Source organism: bacterium (assembly GCA_028821235.1).
GTDB lineage: Bacteria > Actinomycetota > Acidimicrobiia > Spongiisociales > Spongiisociaceae > Spongiisocius.
This window is the reverse complement of the sequence record JAPPGV010000148.1, coordinates 20,551-45,453: the sequence shown is the minus strand read 5'-3', so window position 1 is coordinate 45,453 and position 24,903 is coordinate 20,551. Positions and strand designations below refer to the sequence as shown.

29 protein-coding genes are annotated in these 24,903 nt (G+C 68.3%); 13 read left to right on the top strand and 16 right to left on the bottom strand.

Annotated elements, in window-relative coordinates; genetic code table 11:
* The first annotated feature begins 855 nt into the window (after nucleotides 1–855).
* Together OXK16_15340 and OXK16_15335 are read left to right on the top strand one after the other, a co-directional pair.
* Nucleotides 856–1,149 (top strand): undecaprenyl-diphosphate phosphatase, encoded by a 294-nt coding sequence (locus OXK16_15340; GenBank protein MDE0377316.1) that lies wholly within the window; start codon nucleotides 856–858, stop codon nucleotides 1,147–1,149.
* Between the two features lie 135 nt (nucleotides 1,150–1,284).
* The gene (locus OXK16_15335) at nucleotides 1,285–1,467 is read left to right on the top strand and encodes a hypothetical protein (protein ID MDE0377315.1); all 183 of its coding nucleotides are present in this window, start codon (nucleotides 1,285–1,287) and stop codon (nucleotides 1,465–1,467) included.
* Between the two features lie 98 nt (nucleotides 1,468–1,565).
* Here the strand turns inward: OXK16_15335 and OXK16_15330 are convergent, their stop codons facing one another.
* From OXK16_15330 to OXK16_15320, 3 genes are read right to left on the bottom strand one after another with little or no spacing between them, the layout of a single operon-like run.
* Nucleotides 1,566–2,411: a PAC2 family protein gene (locus OXK16_15330; GenBank protein MDE0377314.1), complete on the bottom strand. Its 846-nt coding sequence runs from the start codon at nucleotides 2,409–2,411 to the stop codon at nucleotides 1,566–1,568.
* 44 nt (nucleotides 2,412–2,455) lie between these two features.
* Nucleotides 2,456–4,630: a heavy metal translocating P-type ATPase gene (locus tag OXK16_15325; protein MDE0377313.1), complete on the bottom strand. Its 2,175-nt coding sequence runs from the start codon at nucleotides 4,628–4,630 to the stop codon at nucleotides 2,456–2,458.
* The gene (locus OXK16_15320) at nucleotides 4,627–4,887 is read right to left on the bottom strand and encodes a cation transporter (GenBank protein MDE0377312.1); all 261 of its coding nucleotides are present in this window, start codon (nucleotides 4,885–4,887) and stop codon (nucleotides 4,627–4,629) included. Before OXK16_15320 ends, OXK16_15325 begins: the two co-directional genes overlap by 4 nt.
* Nucleotides 4,888–5,112: 225 nt before the next feature.
* Between OXK16_15320 and OXK16_15315 the strand changes: the two genes are divergently transcribed.
* Nucleotides 5,113–5,310 (top strand): hypothetical protein, encoded by a 198-nt coding sequence (locus OXK16_15315; protein MDE0377311.1) that lies wholly within the window; start codon nucleotides 5,113–5,115, stop codon nucleotides 5,308–5,310.
* A 35-nt stretch (nucleotides 5,311–5,345) separates the two neighbouring features.
* Here OXK16_15315 and OXK16_15310 read toward each other — a convergent pair whose 3' ends face one another.
* The 3 genes from OXK16_15310 to OXK16_15300 are packed head-to-tail and all read right to left on the bottom strand — an operon-like array spanning nucleotide 5,346 to nucleotide 9,132.
* The gene (locus OXK16_15310; GenBank protein ID MDE0377310.1) at nucleotides 5,346–7,316 is read right to left on the bottom strand and encodes a Zn-dependent oligopeptidase; all 1,971 of its coding nucleotides are present in this window, start codon (nucleotides 7,314–7,316) and stop codon (nucleotides 5,346–5,348) included.
* Nucleotides 7,317–8,276 carry a hypothetical protein gene (locus tag OXK16_15305; protein MDE0377309.1) on the bottom strand — a complete coding sequence of 320 codons (960 nt, stop codon included), beginning with the start codon at nucleotides 8,274–8,276 and terminating at the stop codon, nucleotides 7,317–7,319.
* Between the two features lie 28 nt (nucleotides 8,277–8,304).
* Entirely contained in the window at nucleotides 8,305–9,132 is an 828-nt protein-coding gene (locus OXK16_15300; GenBank protein MDE0377308.1) for an inositol monophosphatase family protein, read from the bottom strand.
* Nucleotides 9,133–9,356: 224 nt separating this feature from the next.
* Between OXK16_15300 and lnt the strand changes: the two genes are divergently transcribed.
* From lnt to OXK16_15285, 3 genes are read left to right on the top strand one after another with little or no spacing between them, the layout of a single operon-like run.
* On the top strand, nucleotides 9,357–10,835 hold the full coding sequence (lnt, locus tag OXK16_15295; protein ID MDE0377307.1) for an apolipoprotein N-acyltransferase: 1,479 nt from the start codon (nucleotides 9,357–9,359) through the stop codon (nucleotides 10,833–10,835).
* Nucleotides 10,832–11,746 (top strand): ROK family protein, encoded by a 915-nt coding sequence (locus OXK16_15290; GenBank protein MDE0377306.1) that lies wholly within the window; start codon nucleotides 10,832–10,834, stop codon nucleotides 11,744–11,746. The genes lnt and OXK16_15290 overlap by 4 nt, the downstream gene beginning before the upstream one ends.
* A 10-nt stretch (nucleotides 11,747–11,756) precedes the next feature.
* Nucleotides 11,757–12,482: a DUF5668 domain-containing protein gene (locus tag OXK16_15285; protein ID MDE0377305.1), complete on the top strand. Its 726-nt coding sequence runs from the start codon at nucleotides 11,757–11,759 to the stop codon at nucleotides 12,480–12,482.
* 76 nt (nucleotides 12,483–12,558) lie between these two features.
* On the opposite strand, the gene OXK16_15280 is transcribed toward OXK16_15285, so the two are convergent.
* The 3 genes from OXK16_15280 to OXK16_15270 form a co-directional block, all read right to left on the bottom strand.
* Nucleotides 12,559–12,942 carry a retroviral-like aspartic protease family protein gene (locus OXK16_15280; GenBank protein MDE0377304.1) on the bottom strand — a complete coding sequence of 128 codons (384 nt, stop codon included), beginning with the start codon at nucleotides 12,940–12,942 and terminating at the stop codon, nucleotides 12,559–12,561.
* A gap of 20 nt (nucleotides 12,943–12,962) precedes the next feature.
* The gene (locus OXK16_15275) at nucleotides 12,963–13,220 is read right to left on the bottom strand and encodes a hypothetical protein (protein MDE0377303.1); all 258 of its coding nucleotides are present in this window, start codon (nucleotides 13,218–13,220) and stop codon (nucleotides 12,963–12,965) included.
* A 110-nt stretch (nucleotides 13,221–13,330) separates the two neighbouring features.
* Entirely contained in the window at nucleotides 13,331–14,131 is an 801-nt protein-coding gene (locus OXK16_15270; protein MDE0377302.1) for an MBL fold metallo-hydrolase, read from the bottom strand.
* A gap of 65 nt (nucleotides 14,132–14,196) precedes the next feature.
* Here OXK16_15270 and OXK16_15265 point away from each other — a divergent pair, with 65 nt between their 5' ends.
* A complete protein-coding gene (locus OXK16_15265; protein ID MDE0377301.1) occupies nucleotides 14,197–15,201 on the top strand; it encodes a 50S ribosome-binding GTPase in 1,005 nt (334 codons plus the stop codon).
* A 181-nt stretch (nucleotides 15,202–15,382) separates the two neighbouring features.
* Here OXK16_15265 and dnaB read toward each other — a convergent pair whose 3' ends face one another.
* The 6 genes from dnaB to OXK16_15235 all read right to left on the bottom strand — a co-directional run bounded on the left by dnaB (nucleotide 15,383) and on the right by OXK16_15235 (nucleotide 19,743).
* Nucleotides 15,383–16,759 carry a replicative DNA helicase gene (gene dnaB, locus OXK16_15260; GenBank protein ID MDE0377300.1) on the bottom strand — a complete coding sequence of 459 codons (1,377 nt, stop codon included), beginning with the start codon at nucleotides 16,757–16,759 and terminating at the stop codon, nucleotides 15,383–15,385.
* A gap of 321 nt (nucleotides 16,760–17,080) precedes the next feature.
* Nucleotides 17,081–17,533, bottom strand: a complete 453-nt coding sequence (gene rplI, locus OXK16_15255) for a 50S ribosomal protein L9 (GenBank protein MDE0377299.1) — start codon at nucleotides 17,531–17,533, stop codon at nucleotides 17,081–17,083.
* Nucleotides 17,530–17,814 carry a 30S ribosomal protein S18 gene (rpsR, locus tag OXK16_15250; GenBank protein ID MDE0377298.1) on the bottom strand — a complete coding sequence of 95 codons (285 nt, stop codon included), beginning with the start codon at nucleotides 17,812–17,814 and terminating at the stop codon, nucleotides 17,530–17,532. Before rpsR ends, rplI begins: the two co-directional genes overlap by 4 nt.
* Before the next feature lie 16 nt (nucleotides 17,815–17,830).
* A complete protein-coding gene (gene ssb, locus OXK16_15245; GenBank protein MDE0377297.1) occupies nucleotides 17,831–18,289 on the bottom strand; it encodes a single-stranded DNA-binding protein in 459 nt (152 codons plus the stop codon).
* A 68-nt stretch (nucleotides 18,290–18,357) separates the two neighbouring features.
* Complete coding sequence (gene rpsF / locus OXK16_15240) at nucleotides 18,358–18,720, bottom strand: 30S ribosomal protein S6 (GenBank protein ID MDE0377296.1); 363 nt, start codon at nucleotides 18,718–18,720, stop codon at nucleotides 18,358–18,360.
* A gap of 312 nt (nucleotides 18,721–19,032) precedes the next feature.
* On the bottom strand, nucleotides 19,033–19,743 hold the full coding sequence (locus OXK16_15235; GenBank protein MDE0377295.1) for a glutaminyl-peptide cyclotransferase: 711 nt from the start codon (nucleotides 19,741–19,743) through the stop codon (nucleotides 19,033–19,035).
* Between OXK16_15235 and OXK16_15230 the strand changes: the two genes are divergently transcribed.
* Complete coding sequence (locus OXK16_15230; GenBank protein MDE0377294.1) at nucleotides 19,718–20,008, top strand: hypothetical protein; 291 nt, start codon at nucleotides 19,718–19,720, stop codon at nucleotides 20,006–20,008. The two genes, OXK16_15235 and OXK16_15230, sit on opposite strands and share 26 nt — an antisense overlap.
* 22 nt (nucleotides 20,009–20,030) lie before the next feature.
* Here OXK16_15230 and OXK16_15225 read toward each other — a convergent pair whose 3' ends face one another.
* The gene (locus OXK16_15225; GenBank protein ID MDE0377293.1) at nucleotides 20,031–20,810 is read right to left on the bottom strand and encodes a 5-formyltetrahydrofolate cyclo-ligase; all 780 of its coding nucleotides are present in this window, start codon (nucleotides 20,808–20,810) and stop codon (nucleotides 20,031–20,033) included.
* A gap of 77 nt (nucleotides 20,811–20,887) precedes the next feature.
* Between OXK16_15225 and modA the strand changes: the two genes are divergently transcribed.
* From modA to OXK16_15200, 5 genes are all read left to right on the top strand, one after another.
* Complete coding sequence (gene modA / locus OXK16_15220) at nucleotides 20,888–21,640, top strand: molybdate ABC transporter substrate-binding protein (GenBank protein MDE0377292.1); 753 nt, start codon at nucleotides 20,888–20,890, stop codon at nucleotides 21,638–21,640.
* Nucleotides 21,641–21,688: 48 nt separating this feature from the next.
* Complete coding sequence (locus OXK16_15215) at nucleotides 21,689–22,540, top strand: ABC transporter permease (protein ID MDE0377291.1); 852 nt, start codon at nucleotides 21,689–21,691, stop codon at nucleotides 22,538–22,540.
* Nucleotides 22,537–23,592, top strand: a complete 1,056-nt coding sequence (locus OXK16_15210) for an ATP-binding cassette domain-containing protein (protein ID MDE0377290.1) — start codon at nucleotides 22,537–22,539, stop codon at nucleotides 23,590–23,592. The genes OXK16_15215 and OXK16_15210 overlap by 4 nt, the downstream gene beginning before the upstream one ends.
* A gap of 247 nt (nucleotides 23,593–23,839) precedes the next feature.
* Nucleotides 23,840–24,250: a hypothetical protein gene (locus tag OXK16_15205; protein MDE0377289.1), complete on the top strand. Its 411-nt coding sequence runs from the start codon at nucleotides 23,840–23,842 to the stop codon at nucleotides 24,248–24,250.
* Nucleotides 24,232–24,717, top strand: coding sequence for a DUF6036 family nucleotidyltransferase (locus OXK16_15200; GenBank protein ID MDE0377288.1), 486 nt, complete (start codon nucleotides 24,232–24,234; stop codon nucleotides 24,715–24,717). Before OXK16_15205 ends, OXK16_15200 begins: the two co-directional genes overlap by 19 nt.
* The last annotated feature ends 186 nt before the right edge of the window (nucleotides 24,718–24,903 follow it).

The following is a 24,903-nucleotide window of genomic DNA, read 5'->3' as shown; positions in this document are numbered from 1 at the left end:
CCTTTTTAATCCAAAATTTCATTTTTTTTTAAATCTCACAAATTAAAATAAAGACCGGGGTGCCCCCCACCACCCGCGGGCCCCCCCCCCCAAACGGGGGGGGGGGGGGGTTGGGGGGCCCCCCGGCGAAGACATACGGTGACGCTTAAACACGCCACCGGCGGCTTCATTCGTGGATGGAAACTCCAACCACGGCGATATGATGGAGAAACTATACCAGGCTCCAGCAACCGCACATAGCGGGAAGTTGAGAGACTCTGGCCGACGACGACACCGCTCTCAGCGCGACTATGTCCAGCAATGTCTTGGGCACCGCTACCACCCATCACGGAACAGCAGACAGTTGCTGGTCCGCTATGTCGGAACGATACGTATGCGCGCCCCCGCCGCCTCGGACGGGTCGATGTCGAGACCGGCCCGAAACCGGCCGCGAAGTCCGAGAGTCCGTTCCACGTCGGCCGGCTAACACGCGCCGGATCGCCGCCGTCGACAAGGGGGTGGATCCGGTCCATCTCGAACGGCCGTCGAAGTCCTCAGCGTGCGCTGTGGGGACGCGCCACCTCATGGCCGAGTTAGCCTTCGAGGCCTCGGCGGACGGGCGCGAAGATACCTGACGGTTCGGACGTACAGCCTGAAGGCCGTGCGGGGGTGGAGCTCGGATAGACGAAGCCGCTTGTCAGGGCCGAACCGGCACAGATACCTCGGCCCACCGCTGGCTCGTGCTCAGACGACTAGCGAGCGGCTGCTGGTAAACAAATGGGACCCCGTGCGTTCCGGGGTCCCGTCGCCAGCGGTATGTCGGCTGCATTCGGCTCACGCCTACTAGCCGGACCGGCTGGCTAACCCATACGGTAGATGGAACTCACTAGATGTAAACCGCGGCTCCTGAGGGGACTGTCGCCCGAGGAATCCGGGCGGTTCGGCTTCATCATCGCCATCCCGGCGATCCTCGGCGCCGGCCTGCGGGAGTTCATCAACCTGGGCTCGGCCTCGAGCATGTCGATCGAGCTGGTGATCGGGACGCTGGTGGCGGGCGTACGCGGATACTGGGCCATCAAGTTCCTGATCGATCGCCTCGCCCGCCGGAGCCTCATGCCGTTCGCCCTCTACTGCGTGGGAATCGGCCTCGTCACCCTGATCTGGCTCTAACGCGACGCCGGAACCGCTGTGGACATGGCCTGCGGTATCGAGATCGCCCGATGCGAATGAACCCGGTCAGCACACCCCTAGCCTTCCACGACGTGTAACGTTACAGTAGGTAAGTCAGCACTGGAAGGGAAGAACGTGACCAACCAGACAGTTACCGAGTCGCTAGTGGATACCAAGGACGAAGCCGTTGAAGCCCGGATGGTCTCGAGGATCGCCCAGGCCGTCGCCGACCTCCGCAAGGACATCCACAGCCAGACGCTATGGATCGTCGGCTGGGTGACTGTGGTCGGCGGTGCGATAATCGCGGTGCTGCGGTGACCGTCCACACTGTCGATCGAACTGGTGACCGGCTACCGCCACAGCACGGCAGGTGACCCCCTTCGGCGGGATTCTCACCCCCTGACAAGGTGACTCCACTAGTTGGGGTTGCGCAGGAAGCGCTCGATCTCCTCCACCAGCCGGCGGCTGCCGGTCAGCGATATGGCGCGCTTCTCGCTCTCCTCCTCCAGGCCCCGGACGTACCCGACCAGCTCGCTGGAACCGGCGATCGCCTCCTGCACCCGCGCCTCGTAGTCGGCCACCTCCTCGTCCAGCTCCGTGACGTCGAAGCGTTGGCCGATCACGTCGCCGAGCGCGTACAGGAGCGCCCGGGTGCCGGTCGGGCTGGGGTTGGCCGCCAGGTAATGGGGTATGCCGGCCCACATGCTCGCCGCCTCGATGCCCTCGTCCTCGAGCGCCTTGGTGATGACCCCGGTGATGCCGGTCGGCCCCTCGTAGGCGGAGGCGTGCAATCCGAACCGGTCGGCGAAGTTGGGATCCGAGGAGCTCCCGAAGATCGGCACCGGGAGCGTATGGGCGATCTCGCCGACGAACGCTCCGAGGGCCACGGCCTGGTGGACTCCCAGCTGCCGGAGCACGGAAGCGACATCGATACAGAACCGGCGCCACCGCAGGTGCGGCTCCTCTCCGAGGATCAGCACCAGGTCATGGGAGTGATCGGGAATGGCGAGACCGAAGAAGCCGACCGTGGGCCAGCGGATGCTCCGTAACCGCCCCTCCAGCGTGACCAGCGGCCGGGACTCCTGGTAGTTGACGTAGTCCTCGAGATCCAGCCGGGCCAGCGGAGTGACGTCGTGGTGCTCCATGAGGTAGTAGAGCACCCGGGTGGCGGCGTCGGAGGCGTCATTCCAGCCCTCGAAGGCCAGTACCGCTACGGGATCACGTAGCGAGTTCTCCTCAAGCCATTCGACATCGGTCGCCACGCTAAGGAATCGTAGCGAGGGGAGCCATCAAGCGGAAGCCCCGGCTAGGGGGACCAGTTCCTCATGCGGAGGCTGTTGGCCACCACCGAGACGCTGGACAGCGCCATGGCGACGGAGGCGACCATCGGGTCGAGCAGCCCGGCCGCGGCCAGGGGGATGGCCGCCACGTTGTAGGCGAAGGCCCACCAGAGGTTCTGCCGGATGCCGCGCAGGATGCGTCGGGCCAGGTCGATGGCGGTCACCGCCAGCGCCGGATTGCCCGACATCAGGCTCACGTCGGCGGTCTCGATGGCCAGGTCGCTGCCGGTGCCGATCCCCATCCCGACCGAGGCCACCGCCAGCGCCGGAGCGTCGTTGACCCCGTCCCCGACGAACGCCACGGCCTGGCCCTCGCCCTGCCAGGACTCTATGAGGTTGGCCTTCTGCTGCGGTGAGAGGCGGGCATGCACCTCCGCGATGCCCACCTGGTCCGCCACCACCCGGGCGGCGGTGGCGGCGTCCCCGGTGAGCATGGCTGTGGTGAACTGCCGCTCACCCAATGCGGCGATGGCGCCGGCCGATGACGCTCGGGGGGTGTCGCTCACCGTCATCACCCCGTGGACGGCGCCGTCCCAGCCGGCCAGGAAGGCGGTCCGGCCCCGGCCTCCGGCCCGGTCCAGCACCTCGGTCCAGCGGGTGCCCACCGCCATCCCGCGGCTCTCCATCAGATCGGACGTTCCCACCGTCACGACCGTGCCGTCGACGGTGCCCTCCGCTCCCAAGCCGGGGAACACGCTGACGTCGCGGGCCTTCGAGGGCTGGACACCTCGCTCGATCGCCCCGGCCTCCACCGCCCGGCCCAGCGGATGCCCGGTGCCGGCCTCCACGCCCGCCACCCGCGCCAGGAAGTCGGGATGGTCGGACTCCACCGAGTGGAGGGTCATCTGCCCGGTGGTCAGCGTGCCGGTCTTGTCGAGCGCCACCCGTTCCAGCTTCTCCATCCGCTCGAACACCTCGGCCGAGCGGAATATCACGCCGAGCTCGGCGCCCCGCCCCGCTCCGACCGCGATGGCCGTGGGCGTGGCCAGGCCGAGCGCGCAGGGACAGGCGATGATCAGGACCGCCACCGCGCTGCGCAGGGCGTCGGCCCAGTCGCCGGTCGCCACCAGCCAGCCCACCAGCGTGGCCACCGCCACCACCACCACCGCCGGGACGAAGACGCCCGACACCCGATCCGCCAGGCGCTGGATCGGGGCCTTGGTGGCCCGGGACCGTTCGACTATCCGTACCACCTCGGCCAGAACGGTGTCCTCGCCCACCTCCGTTACCTCGATGACCAGGCGACCCGTCTGGTTGACCGTTCCCCCGACGACACGGTCTCCCGGCCGGCGCGCCACCGGCATGGGCTCGCCGGTCAGCATCGACTCGTCGACCTCGCCGACCCCTTCCACCACCGTCCCGTCGACCGGGACACGGCCTCCGGGGACGATCTCGACCTGATCCCCCACCACCACTTCCTCGATGGGAACGGTGACCCAGGACCCGCCGCGGAGCACCCGGGCGTCGTTGCCCCGGAGCTCGAGGAGCCGGGACACGGCCTGGGAGGCCCGGCCCTTGGCGCGCGCCTCCAGGTAGCGGCCGAGCAGCACGAACATCACTATGGCGGCGCCGGTCTCGAAGAAGAGCGCTCCCCCGGAGAAGAGGGCCCACACCGAGTAACCCCAGGAGGCCAGCGTGCCGAGGCTGATGAGCGTGTCCATGCTGGCCGCGCCGTGGCGGAGCCGCTTCCAGGCCACCACATGGAAGGTGCGCCCCGCCCAGAGAACCGCTCCGGAGGCGAGAACACCCTGGAGCCAATCCGACCAGACGGCATCGAAACCCCCCATGGCCAGGACGATGGTGGGAACGGCCAGCACTGCCGCCACCACGAAGCGCCGCCACCCGATCCGGCGCTCCAGCGCATCCTCGCGCTCGACGTCTCGGGTCTCCTCCCTGGCGGGGACGGGCGCCAGGCCGTAGCCGATCTCCTCCACCGCCGCGGTCAGGCCGTCAACCGTCCCCGGCGCGGCCAGCATGACCATGGCCCGGTTCGAAGCGACATCCACCGCCGCTCCCTCCACACCGACCTGTTCGACCAGCACCTTCTCGATACGGGCCGCACACGAACCACAGGTCATCCCGGACACGTCGAACACCACCTCGGCGGCATCGGCGGCAACGGCGACGTCCGTTGCGCTCATGCGGGTCTCCCGGATGGGACGGGGGTGAGGCCGTAGCCGATCCCCTCCACCGCCGCGGTCAGGCCGTCAACCGTCCCCGGCGCGGCCAGCACGACCGTGGCCCGGTTCGAGGCGACGTCCACCGCCGCCTCCTCCACTCCGGCCTGTTCGACCAGCACGTCCTTGATACGGGCCGCACACGAACCACAGGTCATCCCGGATACCTCGAACACCACCTCGGCGGCATCGGCGGTGGAAGCGGCGTCTGTTGCTCTCATGTGGGTCTCCTGGGACTAGCGGGGGTGACGGGAAGGCTGGTCCCAGCGTAGCCCGGATCCTCACGCAGTGAGCACAGCGCGGACAGCGACCTGCCGGCTTGAGCACACGACTGTTCGCGCATCCGGAGCAGGCGCCCCGGTTCCTAGAAGTCGGAGAAAGAACACGGAACAACGCCGCCGGGCGGGGCGTTATACCGGATACGCCAGGGGGACTGAGGAAAGTGAGTGATCGTGTCTGAAGCTCTAGCCGGCCTCCGACTGCAAGGCGGCGTGCGGCCGTCCCGTTCCTACCAGAGTGGTCGGGTCTGCCGCCTCGATGGGTGCTCCACCAAGATATCCATCTACAACCGCCGGGACTACTGCAACGCCCACGCTCCCGTCAACTTCCCCCGGGTCCGAGGCCACATCCTTACCCAAGCCTGAGAACCAGAGGAGGGCTGGGCTTCCTGCCCGGAGGCTCAGCCCTCGAGGCCCAGCTTGCGGAAGAAGGCATCGCTGCGGGGCTCCCGCCCGAGGAAGTCCTCCAACAGGTCGATGGCGTCCCTGGTCCCGCCGGGCTCCAGCACCTTGCGGCGGTAGGCCATCCCCACCTCGGTGGAGAGCACCCCCTCTTCGGCGAAGCGGCTGAACATGTCCTGGCCGAACACCTCGGCCCACAGGTATCCGTAGTAGCCGGCGTCGTACCCGCCCAGCAGGTGGCCGAAAGACGAGAGCATGAAGGTGCCCTCGTGGTGCGGGAGGAGTCCCGTCCGGGCCCGGCTCCGTAACACCGCCTCCAGATCGACCGGATCGAGGGTGGTGTGGAGATCCATGTCCATCTGGCCGAGCATCACCTGGCGCAGGTTGAAGAGGGCGACGTTCAGGTTCCTGGCATCGGTGAGGCGGGCCACCAGGTCCGGTGGGATCGGCAGCCCGGTGGCGTGGTGGCGGGCGAAGGTCCGGAGCACGTCGGGAATCCAGCACCAGTTCTCCATGATCTGGGACGGCGCCTCCACGAAATCCCATTCGGTCCGGGCGCCGCTGAACCGCGCCATCTCGGCCCTCGAGAGCGATATGTGGAGGATGTGGCCGAACTCGTGGAACAGGGTGACCACCTCGTGGTGCAGGAGCAACGAGGGACCGTCCGGAGTGGGCCGGGTCAGGTTCGCCACCATGGCGCTCACCGGCCGGCGGAGGCCGCCCTCGATGTCCATCCCGCCGGGCGCCAGCGGGAAGGCGGCGGCGTGCCCGAACTTGCCGTCGCGGGGATGCAGGTCCATGTAGAAGTGGGCCACCAGCTCGCCCGAGGCGGTATCGGTGATCCGGTACGCCAGCACCTCCTCGTGCCAGACCGGCGCATCGACCTGCCGGTAGGTGAGACCGAACACCCGCTGGGTGATCTCGAACATCCCTTCGATCACCCGGTCCTTGGGGAAGTAGGGGGCCACCTCCAGAGGGTCCACCCCGTAGTCCCGCTTCATCTGCTCGTTCTGGCAGTAGGCGCGGTCCCAGGGCTGGACAGGCAGCTCATAGCCCTGTGCCTCGAGCAGCCGCTCCATGGCGGCCCGCTCCCGGAGGCCCGCCTCGGTCAGGCGGCCGAGGATCGACCCGTAGAAGTCGGTCACCGCCTCGGGCCGCCGTGCCATCTTCTTCACCATGCTGTGGTGCGCCCAGGAACCGGCGCCGAAGATGGAGGCCAGCCGGGCCCGGATCGCCAGGGCCTCTTCGAGAACCGGCGTGTTCGCATCCCTGGCCCGGTTGCCGAACTTGTGGGCCAGCGCCTGCCTCAGGTCGCGGCGCGGGGAGTTCTCCATGAACGGGATCACATCTGGATAGGCCATCGTGATGCGGTAGGAACCCTCGGACTCTCCCGGCGCCAGCTGTGCCACGTACGAGTCGGGCATGCCCTCGAGGTCGTCCTCGGTGACCTCGAGGTGGTCCTCGTACTCGGCCAGGGCGGCGGAGAACGCGACCTGGCAGCTGACCAGGCGGGTGAGCAGCTCCCGTACGCGGGACCGGTCCTCCTCGCCCAGCTCGTGACCGGCCATGCGGAAGTCGCGCAGGACGTGATCGAGGGCTCGCGCCGGCTCGCCTGCCAGCGCCCCGGCGTCTTCGGTGCCCGCGTAGTCACGGATGGCCCGGTACAGATCACGCCGCGAGATCAGGTCGAGGGCCCACTTCTCCAAGCGCTCCTCGCCCTCCCGGGCGGCCGTCCGGACCGCCTCGTCCGTGGCCACCTGGCCCAGGAAGGGTCCCCTGCCGTACGCGACGGAGCCCAGGCGAGCCACCTCCTCGAAGGGCCGCAGGGTGTTGGCGAACGTGCGCGGACCCTGCACCGAGAGGATCTCCTCGACCAGATCCTCACCGCGGGCGATGGCCGCTTCCACGGCGGTGGCCACCGACTCGGCTGTCACGGACGGGTAGTCGAAGAGCGTCTGTGGCGCGTTCATCTAACGCATGTCCTCGTAGGTGTCCCACGCGGGATCGGGCTCCACCATCACCTCGTAGACCTGGGGTGACCACCGGTCGGCCAGCCGCCGGACGTCGTCGGCCACTCCCTCCCCCACGTAGGCGTAGAGCACGGTGAAGTCATCGAAGGCTCGATGGGCGTAGATCACGCCCTCGGTGCCCAGGGACTCGGCCAGGTCCTTCTCCACCTCCCTGACCAGCACCGGGTCGAACGACTGGACCTCGATGCTGACCGTCACCACGAAGTCCAGGTCCAGGTGGTCGAGCCTCTTGAGGGCCCGGTTGATGAAGAGCCGGCTGTCCCCCAGCTCCTCGTCCTCCTCCTCGATGAACTCCCACCTCCGGCCCGTGGCCAGGCCCGAGTGGCGGTCGACCTCGTCCGCCAGGTCGAGTAGCGGCACCCCCCAGGAGAGCGGATGGGGGACCACGTCCACCGACCCGACCCAGCTCTCCATGAGGTCCTCGCCCAGGAGGTCGTCCAGGAGGCGGAACACCACCTGGAGCTGCAGGACTTCATCCAGGCCGCCGAAGTCGGGATGGCCTACGGTCAGGTTCAGCTCCTCGCGGCTCTGGTCGGGCTCGATCACCACCAGGACATCGCGCGGGTGTATCCGGAGGTTCGCCACCGCGAGCGCGACCGGCGTGACGGGGATCCTGGCCGGGTGGTACTCCCAACCCCCATCGGGTTCGGGCGCAGCCCGGACCCACCGTTCGGTGAGCGGGCGCAGGGCAGGGTCCGAGGCGGCGCTCAGGCACAGCGCGTGCCGGGCTTCGAGTCCGGGCAGCAGATCCCACTCGAGTCCGGGATCGATCGCCTCCGTCAGGTCCGTCAGCTGCTCGGTGCCGTCCCCATACTCGCCCTGAGCCAGTTCCTGTTCCAGCAGGTCCCGCAGCACCGGCCACTCCCGCCAGAACGCCGCGATGGCATCGCCGGCCGTCACCGGGAGGGAGCCAACCCGGTCGGGCCGCTCAAGTACCGGCCCGAACATGGGGTGGGGCGAGGGAGCGGATCAGGTTCACCAGCGGTTCGTGTATTCCGGGCCCGGCGATGATGAAGTGGGTGGAGTCCACCCCGGCCGGGCTTGTCGTCATGTCGGCCGTCAAACCGCCTGCTTCCTCGACCAGCAACAACCCCGCCGCCACATCCCACGGATAGATGCCGAACTCCCAGAACCCGTCGAAGCGCCCGCAGGCCACCCAGGCGAAGTCCAGAGCGGCCGACCCGAGCCGGCGTATGTCCCGCACCCGCTTCATCACCTCCCCCGCCGCGGCGGTGTAGGCCGGGCCGTGGAGGTGGCGGTCGTAGGGGAATCCGGTTCCGACCAGGCACTCCTGGAGCCTGGTCTTGGAGGAGACGCGGATGGGCCGGCCGTCCAGGTAGGCGCCCTGCCCCCGGGCTGCGGTGAACAACTCTCCCCGCATCACATCGACTACTACGCCCGCCACCGGCTCGTCCGCGTCCCAGAGCCCCACGGAAGTGGACACGTGCGGGTGGCCGTGCAGGAAGTTGACGGTGCCGTCAAGGGGATCCACGATCCACCGCCGCCCTACCGCCTCGGTCTGGCCGCCCCCTTCCTCGCCCAGCACCTCATCCTCGGGGCGCATGGTGCTCAGGACGTCCCGGATGGCCGCCTCGGCGGCCCGGTCCACCTCTGTCACCGGATCGACCACGCTCTTGAGGTCCGGGTCGAAGTCCCGCCCGAACGACCGGCGCACCACTCGGGCGCCGGCCCGCGCCGCGGCGATCGCCACGTCCAGGTCGGTCCGCAACTCCACGTTCAAGGCTCCGGTGGTCACCCGAATAGTCCCGGCGTAGGATGCCGGACGATCCGCCCGCGGCCGCCGGAACACCCCTGGTTGTCTCGCAGACAGGCCTCCTTGGACTATGAACTGTGAATGGCGGTTCGGGGGCGCGCCGCCCCGCCGTTGCCATCCGGTGCGTGATAGCGCATCATCTTACGGCCAGGCACGCCGGATTCCGGGTAATAGAAGAGCGCCGGACGCGCCGTACAATCCCGCCGGTGGCACGGACGGTGACAACCCTGCGGCTGGTCGGCGCGTTGCTGGCGGGCATCATGCTGGCTCTCGGCTACCCACCGTACGAGTGGACCTCCCTCGCCTGGTTGGGCCTGGTGGGATTCGTCTGGCTGGTGGCGACGGCCGGCACCCGAGCGGTCGCCCTGTGGTCCGGCTACCTGTTCGGGCTGGCCTACTTCGCAGTCATCCTCTCCTGGCTCATCGAGGTGGAGCTGATCGCCTACTACCCGCTGGCGATGGTGCAGGCCCTGGCCTTCCTCATCGCCGCCGGCGGAATATTCCGCTACCGGGACGCCGCCCCCTGGACGTTCGTGCTGGCGACGGCGGGAGCGGGGGCGCTGGCGGAGTTCCTGCGGGTGCGGTGGCCCTTCGGCGGCTTTCCCTGGGGATCGATCGGCGTCATGGCCGGCGCCACGCCCCTGCGGCCCTCCGCCCAGTGGATTGGAGCCACCGGCTGGGGAGTCCTGCTGGCGGCGGTGGCGGCGGTGGCCGTTCTGGTGCTTCGCCGCCGCCTGTCCTGGAAGGTCCTGGCGGCCGTGTCCGGGGGTGTGGTGATCCTGGGGCTGGCCGGGAACGTCTGGCCGGCAATACCGGAGGGCGAAACCCGGTCGGTGACGATCGTGCAGGGGAACTCCCCCTGCCCCGGGACGCGGTGCCTGGGCGAGCGCCGGCTCATCTACGAGAGCCACCTGGCGCTGACCCGCGCCCTGGAACCCGGTCCCGACCTGGTGGTCTGGCCCGAGAGCTCCACCGGAGGCAGCGCCGACCCGCTCCGGGATCCCGCGGTGGCCGGGGCCATCGGCGCCGAAGCCGTCCGGCTTGACGCGACGCTCCTGGTGGGGGGAGACCTGGACGCGGGACCCGGTCACTTCGACAACCTCAACATGGTCTTCGGGCCCAGCGGCGCCATCGTCGGCACCTACCGCAAACGGCACCCGGTGCCGTTCGGCGAGTACGTGCCCCTCCGCCCCCTCTTCCAGGTGGTGCCGGCCCTCGACCGGGTGCCCCGGGACATGGTCCGGGGCCGGGAGCAGGTGCTGTTCGACCTCGACGGAGTCCGGTTCGGATCCGTCATCAGTTACGAAGGGGCCTACGCCCGCTACGAGCGGGAGGCGGTGAGGGCGGGAGCGGCGTTCCTGGTGCTGGCGACCAACGAGGCCTCCTTCGGCAGGACGCCGGCCAGCGACCAGATGATCGCCATCAGCCGGATGAGAGCGGCGGAGCTGGGAGTGGACCTGGTGCACGCCGCGGTTACCGGCAAGTCCGCCTTCGTCCACGCCGACGGGCGGGTGGAGAGCCGGACCGAGCTCTTCGAGACCACCACCGCCGCCGGCGTCCCCGCGGCCCGGACGGCCGGCCCCACCCTCTACGTCCGCTGGGGCGATTGGCTCCAGGTCGGGGCGATGCTCGCCTATCTGGGGCTGCGGGTCGCCGGCCTCATCAGGAGGGAAGAACGGGCATGAGCGGGGGTGGGCTCCGGGTCGGGATCGACCTGGGTGGCACCAAGATCGAGGGCGCCGTGCTCGACCCCGGCGGGCGGGTGCTGGTCAGGAAGCGGGTTCCGACGCCGGCCGGGGACTACGAGGGCACCGTCCGGGCGGTGGTGGAGCTGATCCGCGAGGTGGAGGCCGGCGCCGGTGGGCAGGGCACCGTCGGGATCGGAACGCCCGGGGCCATCTCCCCTTTCTCGGGGCTGCTGCGCAACTCCAACTCGGTGGCGCTGAACGGCCGACCCCTTGATCGCGACCTGGAAACGGCGCTGGGAAGGCCGGTGCGGCTGGCCAACGACGCCGACTGTTTCGCACTGGCCGAGGCGGTAACGGGAGCAGGCGTGGGGGCCCAGACCGTGTTCGGCGTGATCCTGGGAACCGGCGTGGGCGGCGGCCTGGTGATCGACCGAACCCTCCAGGCCGGCCCCAACCGCATCGCCGGGGAATGGGGTCACAACCCCCAACCGGCCGAGACGGGCGGGCGGGCCTGCTACTGCGGGAGGACCGACTGCGTGGAGGTCTACCTGTCCGGTCCGGCGGTGGCCCGTGAGTACCGGCGATCCGGCGGGATGGAACTGACGGCTGAGCAGGTCATGGACCGTATCGATGGCGACGCGGTAGCCACCGCGGTGTTCGATCACTACGCCACCCGCCTGGCGAGGGCCCTGGCGGTGGTGATCAACGTCCTCGATCCCGAGGTCGTGGTCCTGGGCGGCGGCTTGTCGAACGCGGATCAACTCTACGAGGAGGTGCCGCAAAGGTGGGGAAAGTGGATATTCTCCGATGGCGTGGCCACCCGCCTGGCAAGGAACCGGCACGGCGACTCCGGGGGCGTCCTGGGGGCGGCCTGGCTGTGGCCGGTCCCCGACGAGGCGGCGCGATGAAAGGCGAGGCATGATGGAAGGCAAGCGAAGCTCCCGGATAGTGACCGGACTCCTGCTGGTGGTGATCGGCGCGTTGTTGCTCGTCGAGAACCTCACCGACTGGAGCTACACGTTGAGCGACTGGTGGCCGGCGATCCTGGTGGTGATCGGAGTCGGCAACCTGGTGCGGCGGCGCTCGGGCCGGTGGTTCTGGGCTGCGGTCACCCTGTTCGGCGGGTTGATGCTGGTGGACTCCCTTGGTATCTGGGGCATCGACTACGGAGACGTGTGGAGGCTGTGGCCGCTCGTCCTGGTCTGGGTGGGCGCCAGGTTCATCCTGCTGGGCCGCCGGCCCCGGACCAGGCGCCGCAAGCAGGACCGGGACTCCGAGGCCATCGAGACGACCGATGTGAACGTGTCGTGCGGGTTCGGAACGACCGAGCAGCGGATCACCAGCCGGAACTTCTCCGGAGGAGCAGTCAGCGCTGTCTTCGGATCCGCCAAGATCGACCTGGTCGATGCCGGGCTGGCGATCAGCGCACCCAAAGTGGACGTCTCAGCGGTATTCGGAGGGGTCGTCTTCGTGGTGCCCGACGACTGGGTGGTCGACCTCCGCACCACCAACATCTTCGGCGGAGTCAACGATCAGCGAGGCGAGACCTCACCCCGCACGGGTCCGACCCTGACGATCACCGGAACCTGCCTGTTCGGCGGGATCACCATCGAATCCGGCCCGGCCGGAAAACGGTCGGCCTGACGGGTGGCCAGTGGCCAGTGCGTTCAACAAGGAAAGGCGGCAGAGCCGGCAGGGTTCGCTGTCCTCACCCTCCTGTTCAACTGCTGAGATACATCATCCCGCCGACCATGGTGATATGGAAGAAAGAGAGAAAGTCCATACCCCAGATGATGTCGTAGCGGGTAGGCGAGACCTTCATCAGTAGAGCGTCGAGGTCCGTGCCGCGCAGGTCCGCTCCGCCGCCCTGCACTATCGGTATGTCCATCCGCAATCTGTACACACCGGTTTCTTCCTCGTTCTGGTTCACGTCCCAATACCTTCCAACATCAACCTGCGGGAGGCCAACCTCTTGCGTTACTCTCTCCGAAATCATGGTCCTCGTTGCTCCTGTGTCAACCAGGGCTGTGTAACGACGAGCGACCGGATGAGCAGGTGCGGGCAGGGATACCGCAGCCACCGGCAGGAACCGGTTGTCAACCATAGGAATGTGGCAAGTGGGCATCAGGGTCGGCTCATGACCTGGGCCATGATGCCGAGTTGTGCCGGTCGTTCACCGATCCGTTTCATCGAGAAATTGCCGAACCCGAATGTCTCGTGTCCATACTCGTAGGCGTCGCCCTTGTCGTTGAAGATACGCACGACTTCGCCATCTCGCATGAGAACCACGCGTCCAGCGTGTTCCCTTTCCAACGCTTCCCGGTACTTGGGGTATGCGGCGTGGTTGATTTCTGCCTGGGACGCACCAAGCGGAACCGACACCTGGGTCTCCTTCTCCCGGTTTTCGAAGGCTAGCGCGCCGGCGTTGGTTTCGGTCCACGGACCGCGGCTCAGCGGTGAGGTCGCTATATTGAGCCGGGTTTCGGCAGAGCTCACGGTTGTGGGCTCAACCCGGCCGCCGACCGAGCCCTGGCCAGGGCCTTGCGCATGTGCAGCTCGGGGATGGGCCCTCGCCGGACCGCCTCCTCCGCCGGACGCCCCTCGTAGAGCACCTGGCGTAACAACGCTGCCACCCTCTCGAGCCGCTCCGCCTGGTCGTCCACGTCGGCGGGAGAGAGCAGGTCACCGTGGCCGGGCACCACCGTGGGCCCCACTCCGGGGCGCGCCGCGGCCAGCGTGGCGGGCCACTCCAGGGGGTAGGAATCGCCCATTTCGGGGCTCTTGCCCTGTTCCACCAGGTCCCCCATGAAGGTCACGCCGCCGCAGCGGACCACCACATCAGCGTCGGTGTGGCCACGCCCGTGGTACGTGGCCTCGACCCGGTGCCCACCGATGTCGATGGCGGTCACCGCCTCGAAGGTGTGCTGCGGCGGCACCACCCTCACCCGCTCGATCTCGTCTCTCCGCTCCCTGGGCACCCAGCGCCGGGCATCGTCGAAGTGGGGTTCCGTATTCCCCCGCAGCATCCGCCGGCAGGACCGGTGTCCCCAGATGGCCGCGCCGGGGAAGAGGGCGTTCCCGAACACGTGGTCCCAGTGCCAGTGGGTGTTGACCACCCACCTCACCGGCTTGGCCGTCAGCGTGCGAAGCTCGCCGGACAGTTCGCGGGCGGCATCCTCACTCTCGCGGGTGTCGACCAGCAGGACGCCGTCGGCGCCGATCACGACCCCGATGTTGATCCGCAGGAAGGGATAGGGACGCCGGAAGACGCCATCGGCGAGCTCTTCGAACATGGCTTCGCGAGATTACCGCCGCCCGATCGGCGTTCCCGCCGCCGTTGCGCCATCATTGTGAGGCAATGCCCACCAACGTCTCCCCCGAGTACAAGAAGGCCGAAGCCGACTACAAGGCGGCCCGGGAGTCCCGGGACCGCCTGACGGCACTGCGGGAGATGCTGCGCACCATCCCCAAGCACAAGGGAACCGAACACCTCCAGGCCGGGATCAAGACCAAGATCAAGGAGTTGACCGAGGAGCTGGCCGCTCCCAGGAAGGCGGGTGCGCGGGCCGGGCCGGTCTACACCGTCCGGCCGGAAGGGGCGGGCCAGATCGTCCTGCTCGGACCTCCCAACAGCGGCAAGTCCTCGCTCCACCACGCCCTCACCGGTTCAGGCGCCCCGGTCGGGGCGTACCCCTTCACCACCCAGCATCCCCAGCCCGGAATGGCGCCCGTGGGTGACATCGGGATCCAGCTGATCGACCTCCCGCCGATCACCGCCGAGCACACCTTGCCCTGGATCGGGAATGCCCTGCAGCCCGCGGACGGGGCGCTCTTAGTGGTTGACGTGTCGGAGCCCGGCTGCGTAGCGGCCGTGGAGGAGTTGGTGGGGTTGCTGGAGGAACGCAAGGTGTTCCTGACCGGGGAGTGGCCCAGCGGCGCGGGGGCGCCCACGGATCCCGATGATCCGTTCGCCAAGATCCTGCCCGCCGCGGTGGTGGCGTCCAAGGCCGACCTGACCGAACAGGTCGAGGAGGAGATCGAGGTGCTGATGGAGTTGGTCGACCTCGACCTCCCCATCCTCAGGTCCTCGATTCCCGGGGACGAGGTAGGCCACCTGGGTGACTGGCTCTTCGACGCCTTGGGGGTGGTGCGGGTCTACACCGTCTCGGCCGCCGCGCGAAAGGACGACCGGCCCTACACGATCCGCCGCGGCCAGACGGTGCTGGATGTGGCCACCCTGATCCACAAGGACTTCGCCCGCGATCTCAAGTACGCCCGGCTGATCCGGCCCGGCCGGCCCGACCGCCGCATCGGGAAGGCGTTCCCCCTCGAGGACGGAGACCGCATCGAGATTCACATCTGAGCGGCGCCCCGGCCGTCTAGTGGTCTGTCTGTGGAATGGCGGTGTGGTATGGCGTCGGCAGCGGTGTTCCTCGCAAGGCCCGCTGACGAAGGCGTACCCGCAGCGGTACGTTGAGGAAGCGGAACGCAGCGACGGGACGCCGATGACCTCCAGATCACCCGGTTGTTTCGCAGACAGACCACTACCTCCCCTGGTTGGTGTAGCCGTGCGGCAGGTTGTCGAAGCGGGTGTACTCAGCGGCGAAGGTGGCCTTGACCACGCCGGTGGGACCGGCCCTCTGCTTGGCGATGATGATGTCGGCCAAACCCTTCTGGTCGGACTGCGGGTTGTAGTACTCGTCGCGGTAGATCATGAGCACCACGTCCGCGTCCTGCTCGATCGCCCCCGACTCGCGGAGGTCTCCGAGCTGCGGGCGCCGGTCTCCCCTGCTCTCCAGGGCGCGGTTGAGCTGCGAGACCGCAATCACCGGCACGTCCAGTTCCCTGGCCAGCCCCTTGAGGTTGAGGCTGATCTCGGCGATCTCCTGCTGCCTGTTCTCCCTGGTACGGGCCTGCATCAGCTGCATGTAGTCCACCACCACCAGATCCAGCCCTCTCTGGCGCTTCATCCGCCGGCACTTGGCCCGGATGTCGGTAACCGTGCGCGACCCCTCGTCGGCGTGCAGCGGCGCCCCGTACAGGCTGGCCGAGGCGGACACGAGCCGGGGCCATAACCTGGCCGACTCGCCCTGATCCAGGCCGGAACGCAGCTTCATGGAGTTGACCCGGGCGTAGGATCCCAACCAGCGGTAGGCGATCTCCATCGGCGACATCTCCAGGCTGAACAACGCCACCGGCCCGTTACTGAGGGCCACATGGCTGGCTATGTTCATGGCCAGGGCGCTCTTGCCCATACCGGGACGGCCGGCCACCACTATCAGCGTGCCGGGCTGGAGGCCCCCCAGCTTGCGGTCCAGATCCGTCAGGCCGGTGGAGAGTCCGGTGACGTCCTGCTCGCCTCTCTCCGCCTTCTCCAGCTTCTGCAGGATCTGCTCGAGCAGGCCTCCCATCTGCTCCAGGCCGCCGTCCATCCGGTCCTGCGCCACCCGCAGGACGGCCTGTTCGGCCTGGTCCAGGACCGTTTCGATCTCCATGTCCAGGTTCATGGCCAGGTCACCGATCCGCCGGGTCGCCTCCAGCATCCCGCGCCGGACGGCATGTTCGGCGACCACCTCCGTGTAGTAGCCCACGTTGGCGGCACTGGGCACCTTGTCCCAGAGCACGGCGACCCTGCCGACGCCGCCCACCTTGTCGAGATTGCCCATCCTGGTCAGACGGTCGGCCACCGTCAGCGTGTCGATGGGTTGGTTGTCGTCGTAGAGGCGCACCATGGCGCCGAAGATCATCCGGTAGGCCGGAACGTAGAAGTCCGACTCCTTCAGGCGTCCGATCACCTCATCGGCCGCCGGCTGCGACCGGAGGACCGCGCCCAGCACGGACTCCTCCGCTTCGCCGCTGTGGGGCGGAGCCATGGCCTGGGTGAAGGCAACGGGGTCGGAGACCCGCTCGGCCACCGTCACGGTGTTGCCCCTGCGGGGAAGATGGCCCGGCCCATACTGCGCCCTCCCTCTGTCCTACATCGTCACTACCAGGATGGCGCGAGGGTGTGACATTCCCCACCGCGCGGTCCCCCGGCTACGCGGCGACGTGCGGGAAAGTCACAGGGGGAAGAGGGAAGTGGCCGGGGAGGTAACCGGTAGTCGCGCCGTCCGACCGGATCCCAACCGCCAGTCAGCATAGGCAACCGGAAGGCCGGCAGGCCCCGGTTCCGGGGCCAGATTTTGCCGCTCTTCAGGTTTCTGCCCGGGACGCGGACCACTCGCCGGAGCAACGCCCGGGCGTCACCGGTGAGCCGGGATCACATCCAGAGTCAGGACGCACTGCACCTCAGGATGCAGGGTGATGGACACCTCGTGGTAGCCGATGGTCTTGATGGGTTCCGCCAGCAGGACCATACGCCGCTCCAGGACCACCGACGACAGGCTCCTCACCGCGTCGACGATCTCGGCGATCCCGATCGACCCGAACAGCTGACCCTCGTCATTCACCCGGGCGGCGATCACGACCCGGGTCTCGGCCAGGTGCGAGCGGATGTTCTCGGCGGCTTCCAGTTCGCGACGGCGAGCCTCCCGGCGGACCCGCGCGGCCTCCTGGATCTGGCGGATCATGCCGGTGGTGGCATTGGCGGCCAGCCCCTGGGGCAGGAGGTAGTTGCGTCCGTAGCCGGTGGACACCTCCACGATGTCTCCCTTCGTGCCCAGACCGGCCACGTCGGACTTGAGCACCAGCCTCATCGCGGGCTCTTCGTGTACGGCAACAACGCCATCTCGCGAGCGTTCTTGATGGCGATCGCCACCCGCCGCTGGTACTGGGCGCAGGCGCCGGTTACCCGCCGGGAACGGATCTTGCCGCGTTCGGAGATGAAGCGGCCCAGGATGTCCAGGTCCTTGTAGTCCACGTAAGGCACCCTGGTGTTGTCGCACTTCATCTGCCCGCAACCCGGACAGGCCCGCTTGCGGATCGTCTTGGGTCCTCTGGGCCGCCGGCGGCGGCGGTTCGGGATTCGTCTCGCCATGAGTCATAACTCCTTGTCAGAAGGGTGCTTCGTCAGGCGGCGGGTTGTTCCGCGCCACGGGGGCAGGGGGTACGTTGCCCTGCTGCTGGCCGCCGCCGCTCCAGCCGCCGCCGCGCGGGATGCGGGTCACCGAGGCGGTGGCCCACTTGAGGCTGGGGCCGATCTCGTCGACCTGGATCTCGACCACGGAGCGCGGGTCGCCCTCCTGCGTCTCCCAGCGGCGCTGCTGCAGCCGGCCGGTGATCAACACCCGGGTCCCCTTGCGCAACGACTCGGAGACGTTCTCGGCCAGGTCGCGCCAACACGTGGCGTTGAAGAAGCTCGCCTCGCCATCCTCCCACGTGTTGGTGTCGCGGTTGAAGCGCCGGCGGTTCACGGCGATGCTGAGACTGACCATGGCCACCCCGTTGGGCGTGAACCTCATCTCGGGGTCCTGGGTCAGGTTGCCTACGATGGTTACTGTGTTGTCAGGCATGCCATTCCTATCTGTGTGTGCTGCTCACTCGGTTCCTACCCATTACATCAAGACCCTGTGACACTCCCTCATGCACCGGATACGTCCGCAGCGCTCCTGTCAGGCTGATCCGATGACTCTTTGGTGGTCTTCGTGCGACCGGGACGAGCACCCGGCCGGATGATCTTGTGCCGGATCACCGCGTCGGAAAGGGATAGGGCGCGGTCCAGGGCGGCGACATGGTGGGGCTCACCCTCGAACGTGATCACCGTGTAGTAGCCCTCACGGACCTTGTCGATCTCGTAGGCGAGCCGCCGCTTGCCCCAGAAGTCGATCTCCATGACCGACGCATCGGCTTCTTGGAGAAAGTTCTTGAGAACCTGTGACTCACGCCTGGCATCGGCCTCGGCCAACTCGGGCCTATGAATGGTCATCAACTCGTACGTGCGCATGGGGACGCATCACCTCCTTCGGACATCCGGGTTGGTACAAGCCCCCCGGAAGGCGCCCTCTCGGGCGCAGGAACTTCGATTGTGGGAACCGCATGCCGGGCATCTTGCATGAACGGCGGGGGAAAGTCTAGTGGTCTGTCTGGGGAGTGGCGGCGGGTTATGCGCCAGCCGGCGGTGTTCCTCGCAAGGCCCGCTGACGAAGGCGTACCCGCAGCGGTACGTTGAGGAAGCGGAACGCAGCGAGGGACGCCGACGGCAAGCAGAATACGCCTAGCTATTCCCCAGGCAGACCACTGGCCTGTTCGGTGGTTGCTAGTTCCAGCCAAGGCGCACCTGGAAGATCTCCGGCCAGAGCTTGCCGGTCAGGTAGAACGACCGGTCCTCGGGGTCATAGGCGATGCCGTTGAGCACATCTATCCCGTCGGTCGATCCGAGGCGATCGCGCAGCGACGATGCGTCGATGTGGCCGACCACCCTCCCGGTGCCGGGGTCGATGACCACGATCTCCTCGGTCTGCCACACGTTGGCGTAGACGAGATCCTCCACGCACTCCAGCTCGTTGATCCGCTCCACGGGCACACCGGCCCTCAGAACCTCCACCCCGCCCAGGGGCTCGAAGGTCGTCCGGTCCCGGAAGGTCAGCCATGACGATCCGTCGCTCATGACCAGCCGGTCCTCCTGTGCGCACAACCCCCACCCTTCGCCTTCGTAGGAGTAGGCGCCCAGCGGGGCGAGCGTCTCCGCATCCCAGACGAAGGCGGTCCCCTCTCTCCAGGTCAGCTGGATGAGCCGATCGCCCACCAGCTCCAGGCCCTCGCCGAAGAACCCGTCTTCGAGGCTCGTGGAGCGGATCACATGACCGGTGGCGGGATCCACGATCCGCACGGTCGACTCGCCGTAGAGCCCGGTGCTCTCGTAGAGGACCCCGTCTCCCATCACCAGGCCCTGGGTGAAGGCCTGCGGGTCGTGGGGAAGCGTCTCTACGACAACCAGCTCGATGGATACCGGATCGGCCGGAACCATCGGCTCCACCGGCGCCGGCGGAGCGGTCGTGGTCACGACGGTGGTGGTAACGGCGGTGGTGGTCGCGACGGTCGTGGTCGCGACGGTCGTGATCGCTGCGGTCGTGGTCACGGCTGTGGGTGCGGCCGTTACCGGCACGGTGGTCGCGGGAGAGGTGCTGGCGGTGGAGGCGGGACTCCCGGTGGGTGAGGCGCCGGCGCAGGACCAGAGGAGCAGGCACCCGAGCAGAGCCACCGCCGCCCGCCAGTTGGACCGTCTCCCCTGATGCACGAGCGGTCCCTCCCCCCTCAGGGGCGGTGGGAACCGGCGGAGCGGAGGGCGGCCAGCAGGGGGATGGCCGCTATCTTCTCCTCGGTCAACTTTTCCCACCTCAGCCCGGGTGCCGGGCGCGGACCGTCACAGGCGATCACCCGATCAGGGGTGACGATCAGGTCGAGACGGAGGTCATGGCCCGCCATCGGGATCCGGTCGGCCTCCAGAACCTGGATCTCGTGAACGGTGGTAGCCACCAGGGTCTCCGGTCCGATGAGGCCCGCCTCCCAGGCCAGGGCGTACTCGAGATCGCTGAAGCCCCCGCCCTTCCCGAGCCGTGCGCCGGTCGGGTCCACGGCCACGCACCCGGTGATCACCAGGTCAACCGGAGCCATGTCCTCGATCCGGACGGTGCGAGCCGAGCGGGAGGCGCCCTTGATGGATGACGCCGCCCGGGGAGGATCGGTCAGGCGATCGGGATCCAGGCAGAAGAACGGCTCCGGCTCGGCCAGCCGGGGTACCGCCATGAAGACCAGCTTGCCGTCCTCGAGTGCCCGCTGGCGGACCGGCCACTGGGGCGAGTCCGGGTTGGACTTCAGGGTGCCGGCCTGGCGCCAGGCCCGCGTACCGCGCAGCCGCTCGGCGGCCGCTTCCGCGCCCACGAAGTTGGAGATCCGGTTCCGAGCGCCCGGAAACCGGGCTATCCCTGCGGTCGAGAGGCGGTCCCACACCATCTCCCGCAGCGAAGCCTTGGCGGCGAGGAGGGCGGGGTCCCCTCCGGCATCACGATCGTGGCGGGCCGCCGTCCGTACCATCCCGGTCACGTTACCCTGCCCCGATCCCGCAAAACCGGCCCGACCGGCCCGCCCCCACCCCGGAAGGCTTCAACCCGATGACCCGACGGCTCATCGCCGGATCCATTGCCATCCTGCTCGTCGCCTCCTGCGGGGGAGCCGGCGCCCCGGACACCGACCGGGTCGAGCTGCTGGTGGCGGCGGCTGCTTCCCTCACCGACGCTTTCGGGGACATCGAGACGGCCTTCGAGGATGCGCACCCCGGCGTCGACGTGGTCCTGAACCTGGGAGGCAGCTCGCTCCTGAGAGAGCAGATCCTGGCGAATGCGCCGGTGGACGCCTTCGCTCCGGCAGACGTGGCCATCATGGAAGAGGTCCGCGCCGCCGGCCTCGTCAGCGGCAGGGCTCGCGTCTTCGCCCGCAACACCATGGCCATCGCAGTTCCCGCCGGGAACCCGGGCGGGGTGACCGGCCTCGACGACCTGGCCCGGCCTGAGCTGCTGGTGGGATTGTGCGCCGAGACGGTTCCCTGCGGCCGACTCACCCGCCAGGTCCTCCGGAGAGCCGGGGTCACGGCCCAACCCGACACCGAGGAACCCAACGTGCGCGCCCTGCTCACCAAGGTCGAGCAGGGGGAGCTCGACACCGGGATCGTCTATGCCACCGATGTCCGGGAAGCGAACGGCGCGGTCGCCATCACCATCCCTGAGGAGCACAACGTCACGACCGACTACCCGATCGCGATAATGTCCGCCACGTCCCACCCGGAAGCCGCGGCTGCGTTCGTCGCCTTCGTACTGTCGGACGAGGGACGGACGCTCCTGAACCGGCACGGGTTCCATCTCCCCTGACGGTGCCGAGCAACCACCGGACCCGGGGAACGTGCATAATCAGGGTTGATGACTGAAGACGAGGACAGCATCCGGAAGGCCTCCCGCCTGAGTAGTGGCCGGTCCAGGACGGTCCACCGGCCGCGCCGGCCGCCCGCGTTCATCGCCATCCCCGCCATCATCGGGCTGGCGCTGTTCGCGCTGCCGGTGCTGGGGCTCCTGGGCCGCGCTCCATGGAGGCGGCTCCCGACCCTGCTCGGCTCCGATCTGGCGCTGGAGGCCCTCCGGCTGTCGGCGATCTCCTCTGCCAGCGCGGCGGTCATCTCCTTGCTGCTCGGCGTGCCCGTGGCCTGGACGCTGTGCCGCTACGACTTCCCGGGGCGCTCCCTCCTGCGAGGCCTCGTGCTGCTTCCGATGGTCCTGCCGCCCGTGGTGGGAGGGGCGGCCCTGCTGTTCGCCCTGGGCCGCCGCGGCCTGGTGGGATCCCCCCTGTACGAGGCCACCGGGCTCGTCCTGCCGTTCTCGACCGGCGGGGTGATCCTGGCGGGGGTGTTCGTGGCGATGCCCCTGATGGTGCTCACCGTCGAAGGCGGGCTCCGGAGCCTGGATCACCGCTTCGAGCGGGCGGCCGAGACGCTCGGCGCCGGACGGTGGACCGTGCTCCGCCGGGTGACGATCCCCATGATCGCCCCGTCGGTCGTTGCCGGCACCGCCCTCACCTGGGCTCGCGCGCTCGGTGAGTTCGGAGCGACCCTGACCTTCGCCGGCAACCTCGAGGGACGTACGCAGACGCTGCCCTTGGCGGTGTTCGTCGCCCTGGAGAGCGACCGGGACGCGGCCCTGGCGCTCAGCCTGGTGATGGTGATCGTCTCGCTGGCCGTACTCGTGGCTCTCAGGGACCACTGGTGGCGCAGCAGATGAGAACCGGTCTCGACTCACGCCTGGTGATGCGGCGAGAGGGCTTCCATCTGGATGTGGCTCTGGGCATCGATCCCGGACAGACGGTCGCCCTGCTGGGCCCGAACGGAGCGGGCAAGACCACCGTGGTAGGGGCGCTGGCCGGCCTGCTACCGCTCGACGGGGGTTACGTACGGCTCGGTGACCGGGTCCTCGAGGATGCGGCCACCGGCACCCTCGTGGGACCGGCGGAGCGCCGGATCGGCGTCATGTTCCAGGACGGGGTGCTCTTCCCCCACCTGAGCGCTCTGGAGAACGTGGCGTTCGGGCTCCGCTCCCGCCGGGTGCCCCGCCGCGAGGCGCGCCGGCGCGCGGCCGGATGGCTGGAAGCGGTGGGCCTCGGCGCGCTCTCGGGCCGGCGCCCCGATCGGCTGTCGGGAGGCCAGCGGCAGCGGGTGGCCCTGGCCCGGGCGTTGATAACCGAGCCCGCCATGCTGCTGCTGGACGAGCCGTTCTCCGCCCTCGACGTCAGCTCACGGGCCGGACTGCGCCGGCTCCTCCAGGACCACCTGGCCGGGTTCCCGGGACCGAGCCTGCTGATTACCCACGACCCCACCGAGGCCTTCCTGCTGGCCGACCGGCTGGTGATACTCGAGAACGGCTCGGTTGCCCAGGAGGGCAGCGCCGATCAGATCCGGCTCCGTCCCGCCAGCCCCTACGCGGCCGACCTGGCCGGGGTCAACCTGTTGGTCGGAGCCGCCTCGGGAAAGGTCCTGACCATCGGTAACCACCGGCTGGTGGTTGCCGAAGCGGCGTCGGGCCGGGTCATCGCCACCATCCATCCGCGTGCCATCTCCATCCACCTCGACCGGCCGGGGGGAAGCCCGCGCAACTCCTGGCGGACCAGGATCGAGCGGATCGATCACCACGCCGACCGGGTCCGCGTCCAGACCGGTCCTCCCCTGCCGGTCACCGCCGAGATCACCCCTGACGCCCAGACGGGCTTGAACCTCGCGCCCGGATCGGAGGTGTGGTTGTCGGTCAAGGCCACCGAGATACAGGTAGACGCCGGCTGACCATCTGACGGACCCTCATGTTGGGATGTTCGCCACCGGCCCTGACCTGCGCCTATGCGACCATCCTCACGAGGACTTCCACATCGTCAGAGGGGGGACTTCCACATTCCGTAGGGACGAAGTATGCCCACCGGTCGATCTGGCGCAAGGCAACCCGACACCACTTCGTGCCCGTAGACAGGCGGACACTTTATCGAGGGAAGTGTCACTAACCTAGCCCTACGGACGGTCCACTAGGAAGGGAACGATGCTGACCGCCGCTGACCTCCCCGAGCTGATGACCGTCCCATGCCCCCGGGGGCCGTTCCGGGTGCCGCTCGCCCAGTTCGTCATGGACTGGAACCGCTCCACCGACCGGGCCGGGCTGATAGAAGACCCGCCCGCGCACATCGGCGGCGACATTGTGCTGCCCGCCATAGCGGCGATTGTCCACGCGTTAGCCGCCCGCGACGGAGAGCCTGTACCCGACTGGGTGCATGAGCATCGAGCGGTCGAAGATGTCGCCATGTTCGACCATGAACTCGACAACGGACTTGACAACCCCTTCGGTCGGTGGGTCCGCTCCAACGCACCCCCCGAAAGCGAATACCACAGGGTGTTCTTCGACAGCCGCTTCCTCGACAAAGGCACTGACCGACAGTGGCTGCCAAGGATCTGACCGGCGCCGAACTGCTGGACCTGCTGGCCGAACTCGACGCAGAACTGGACACGCCCGTCAGCATCCTGATCGCAGGCGGCGCAGCCCTGGCGATACGGTGGGGCGTGCGCCGCACCAGCGACATCGACGCTGTGTCCGACGACCTGACCCCTGAAGTACGGCGGGCGGTGGCGCGGGTCGGCGAGAGACGCGGTGTGGGCGCGGACTGGCTAAACGACGGCGCCAAAGGTTTCGCTCCGCGCCTTCCCGCCGCATCGCAGCCGGCGTTCATCGGCAACCGCCTAAGCGTGTACAGCCCTAGCGCCGAGTACATCCTGGCGATGAAACTTGTTTCCGGCCGGGACGATGACATGGGCGACATCCGGTTCCTTATGGGAGAAACAGGGCTGTCACACGGGACGAGCTGCTGCGGTTGGTGCAGAACGCGTACCCGCATCAGCGGATTCCGGTATCTGTCCAGTATCTGATAGAGCGGATAGCGTCCCAGCGTCACTGACCCAGACACCGGAACCGCAATGTGTGGTCCCGCACCGACGAGCAGGCCGGCTGGCACGGCGAAGTCTCCCGACCGTGACGGCCGTTGGCGGCAGCTAGCACCCCTACGGCAGAACACACCCGAACCAGCACACCAGGGCACCACCCCTCCTCCGGCA

Coding starts and splice junctions, on each gene's coding strand:
- OXK16_15265 (MDE0377301.1), top strand. CDS start 14,197: ATGCCCACCAACGTCTCCCCCGAGTACAAGAAGGCCGAAGCCGACTAC.
- OXK16_15310 (MDE0377310.1), bottom strand. CDS start 7,316: ATGAACGCGCCACAGACGCTCTTCGACTACCCGTCCGTGACAGCCGAG.
- OXK16_15285 (MDE0377305.1), top strand. CDS start 11,757: ATGATGGAAGGCAAGCGAAGCTCCCGGATAGTGACCGGACTCCTGCTG.
- OXK16_15210 (MDE0377290.1), top strand. CDS start 22,537: ATGAGAACCGGTCTCGACTCACGCCTGGTGATGCGGCGAGAGGGCTTC.
- rplI (MDE0377299.1), bottom strand. CDS start 17,533: ATGAGGCTGGTGCTCAAGTCCGACGTGGCCGGTCTGGGCACGAAGGGA.
- OXK16_15230 (MDE0377294.1), top strand. CDS start 19,718: ATGGATACCGGATCGGCCGGAACCATCGGCTCCACCGGCGCCGGCGGA.
- ssb (MDE0377297.1), bottom strand. CDS start 18,289: ATGCCTGACAACACAGTAACCATCGTAGGCAACCTGACCCAGGACCCC.
- OXK16_15225 (MDE0377293.1), bottom strand. CDS start 20,810: ATGGTACGGACGGCGGCCCGCCACGATCGTGATGCCGGAGGGGACCCC.
- rpsR (MDE0377298.1), bottom strand. CDS start 17,814: ATGGCGAGACGAATCCCGAACCGCCGCCGCCGGCGGCCCAGAGGACCC.
- OXK16_15290 (MDE0377306.1), top strand. CDS start 10,832: ATGAGCGGGGGTGGGCTCCGGGTCGGGATCGACCTGGGTGGCACCAAG.
- OXK16_15320 (MDE0377312.1), bottom strand. CDS start 4,887: ATGAGAGCAACAGACGCCGCTTCCACCGCCGATGCCGCCGAGGTGGTG.
- OXK16_15215 (MDE0377291.1), top strand. CDS start 21,689: ATGACTGAAGACGAGGACAGCATCCGGAAGGCCTCCCGCCTGAGTAGT.
- modA (MDE0377292.1), top strand. CDS start 20,888: ATGACCCGACGGCTCATCGCCGGATCCATTGCCATCCTGCTCGTCGCC.
- OXK16_15325 (MDE0377313.1), bottom strand. CDS start 4,630: ATGAGCGCAACGGACGTCGCCGTTGCCGCCGATGCCGCCGAGGTGGTG.
- OXK16_15340 (MDE0377316.1), top strand. CDS start 856: ATGGAACTCACTAGATGTAAACCGCGGCTCCTGAGGGGACTGTCGCCC.
- OXK16_15270 (MDE0377302.1), bottom strand. CDS start 14,131: ATGTTCGAAGAGCTCGCCGATGGCGTCTTCCGGCGTCCCTATCCCTTC.
- rpsF (MDE0377296.1), bottom strand. CDS start 18,720: ATGCGCACGTACGAGTTGATGACCATTCATAGGCCCGAGTTGGCCGAG.
- OXK16_15280 (MDE0377304.1), bottom strand. CDS start 12,942: ATGGTTGACAACCGGTTCCTGCCGGTGGCTGCGGTATCCCTGCCCGCA.
- OXK16_15205 (MDE0377289.1), top strand. CDS start 23,840: ATGCTGACCGCCGCTGACCTCCCCGAGCTGATGACCGTCCCATGCCCC.
- OXK16_15235 (MDE0377295.1), bottom strand. CDS start 19,743: ATGGTTCCGGCCGATCCGGTATCCATCGAGCTGGTTGTCGTAGAGACG.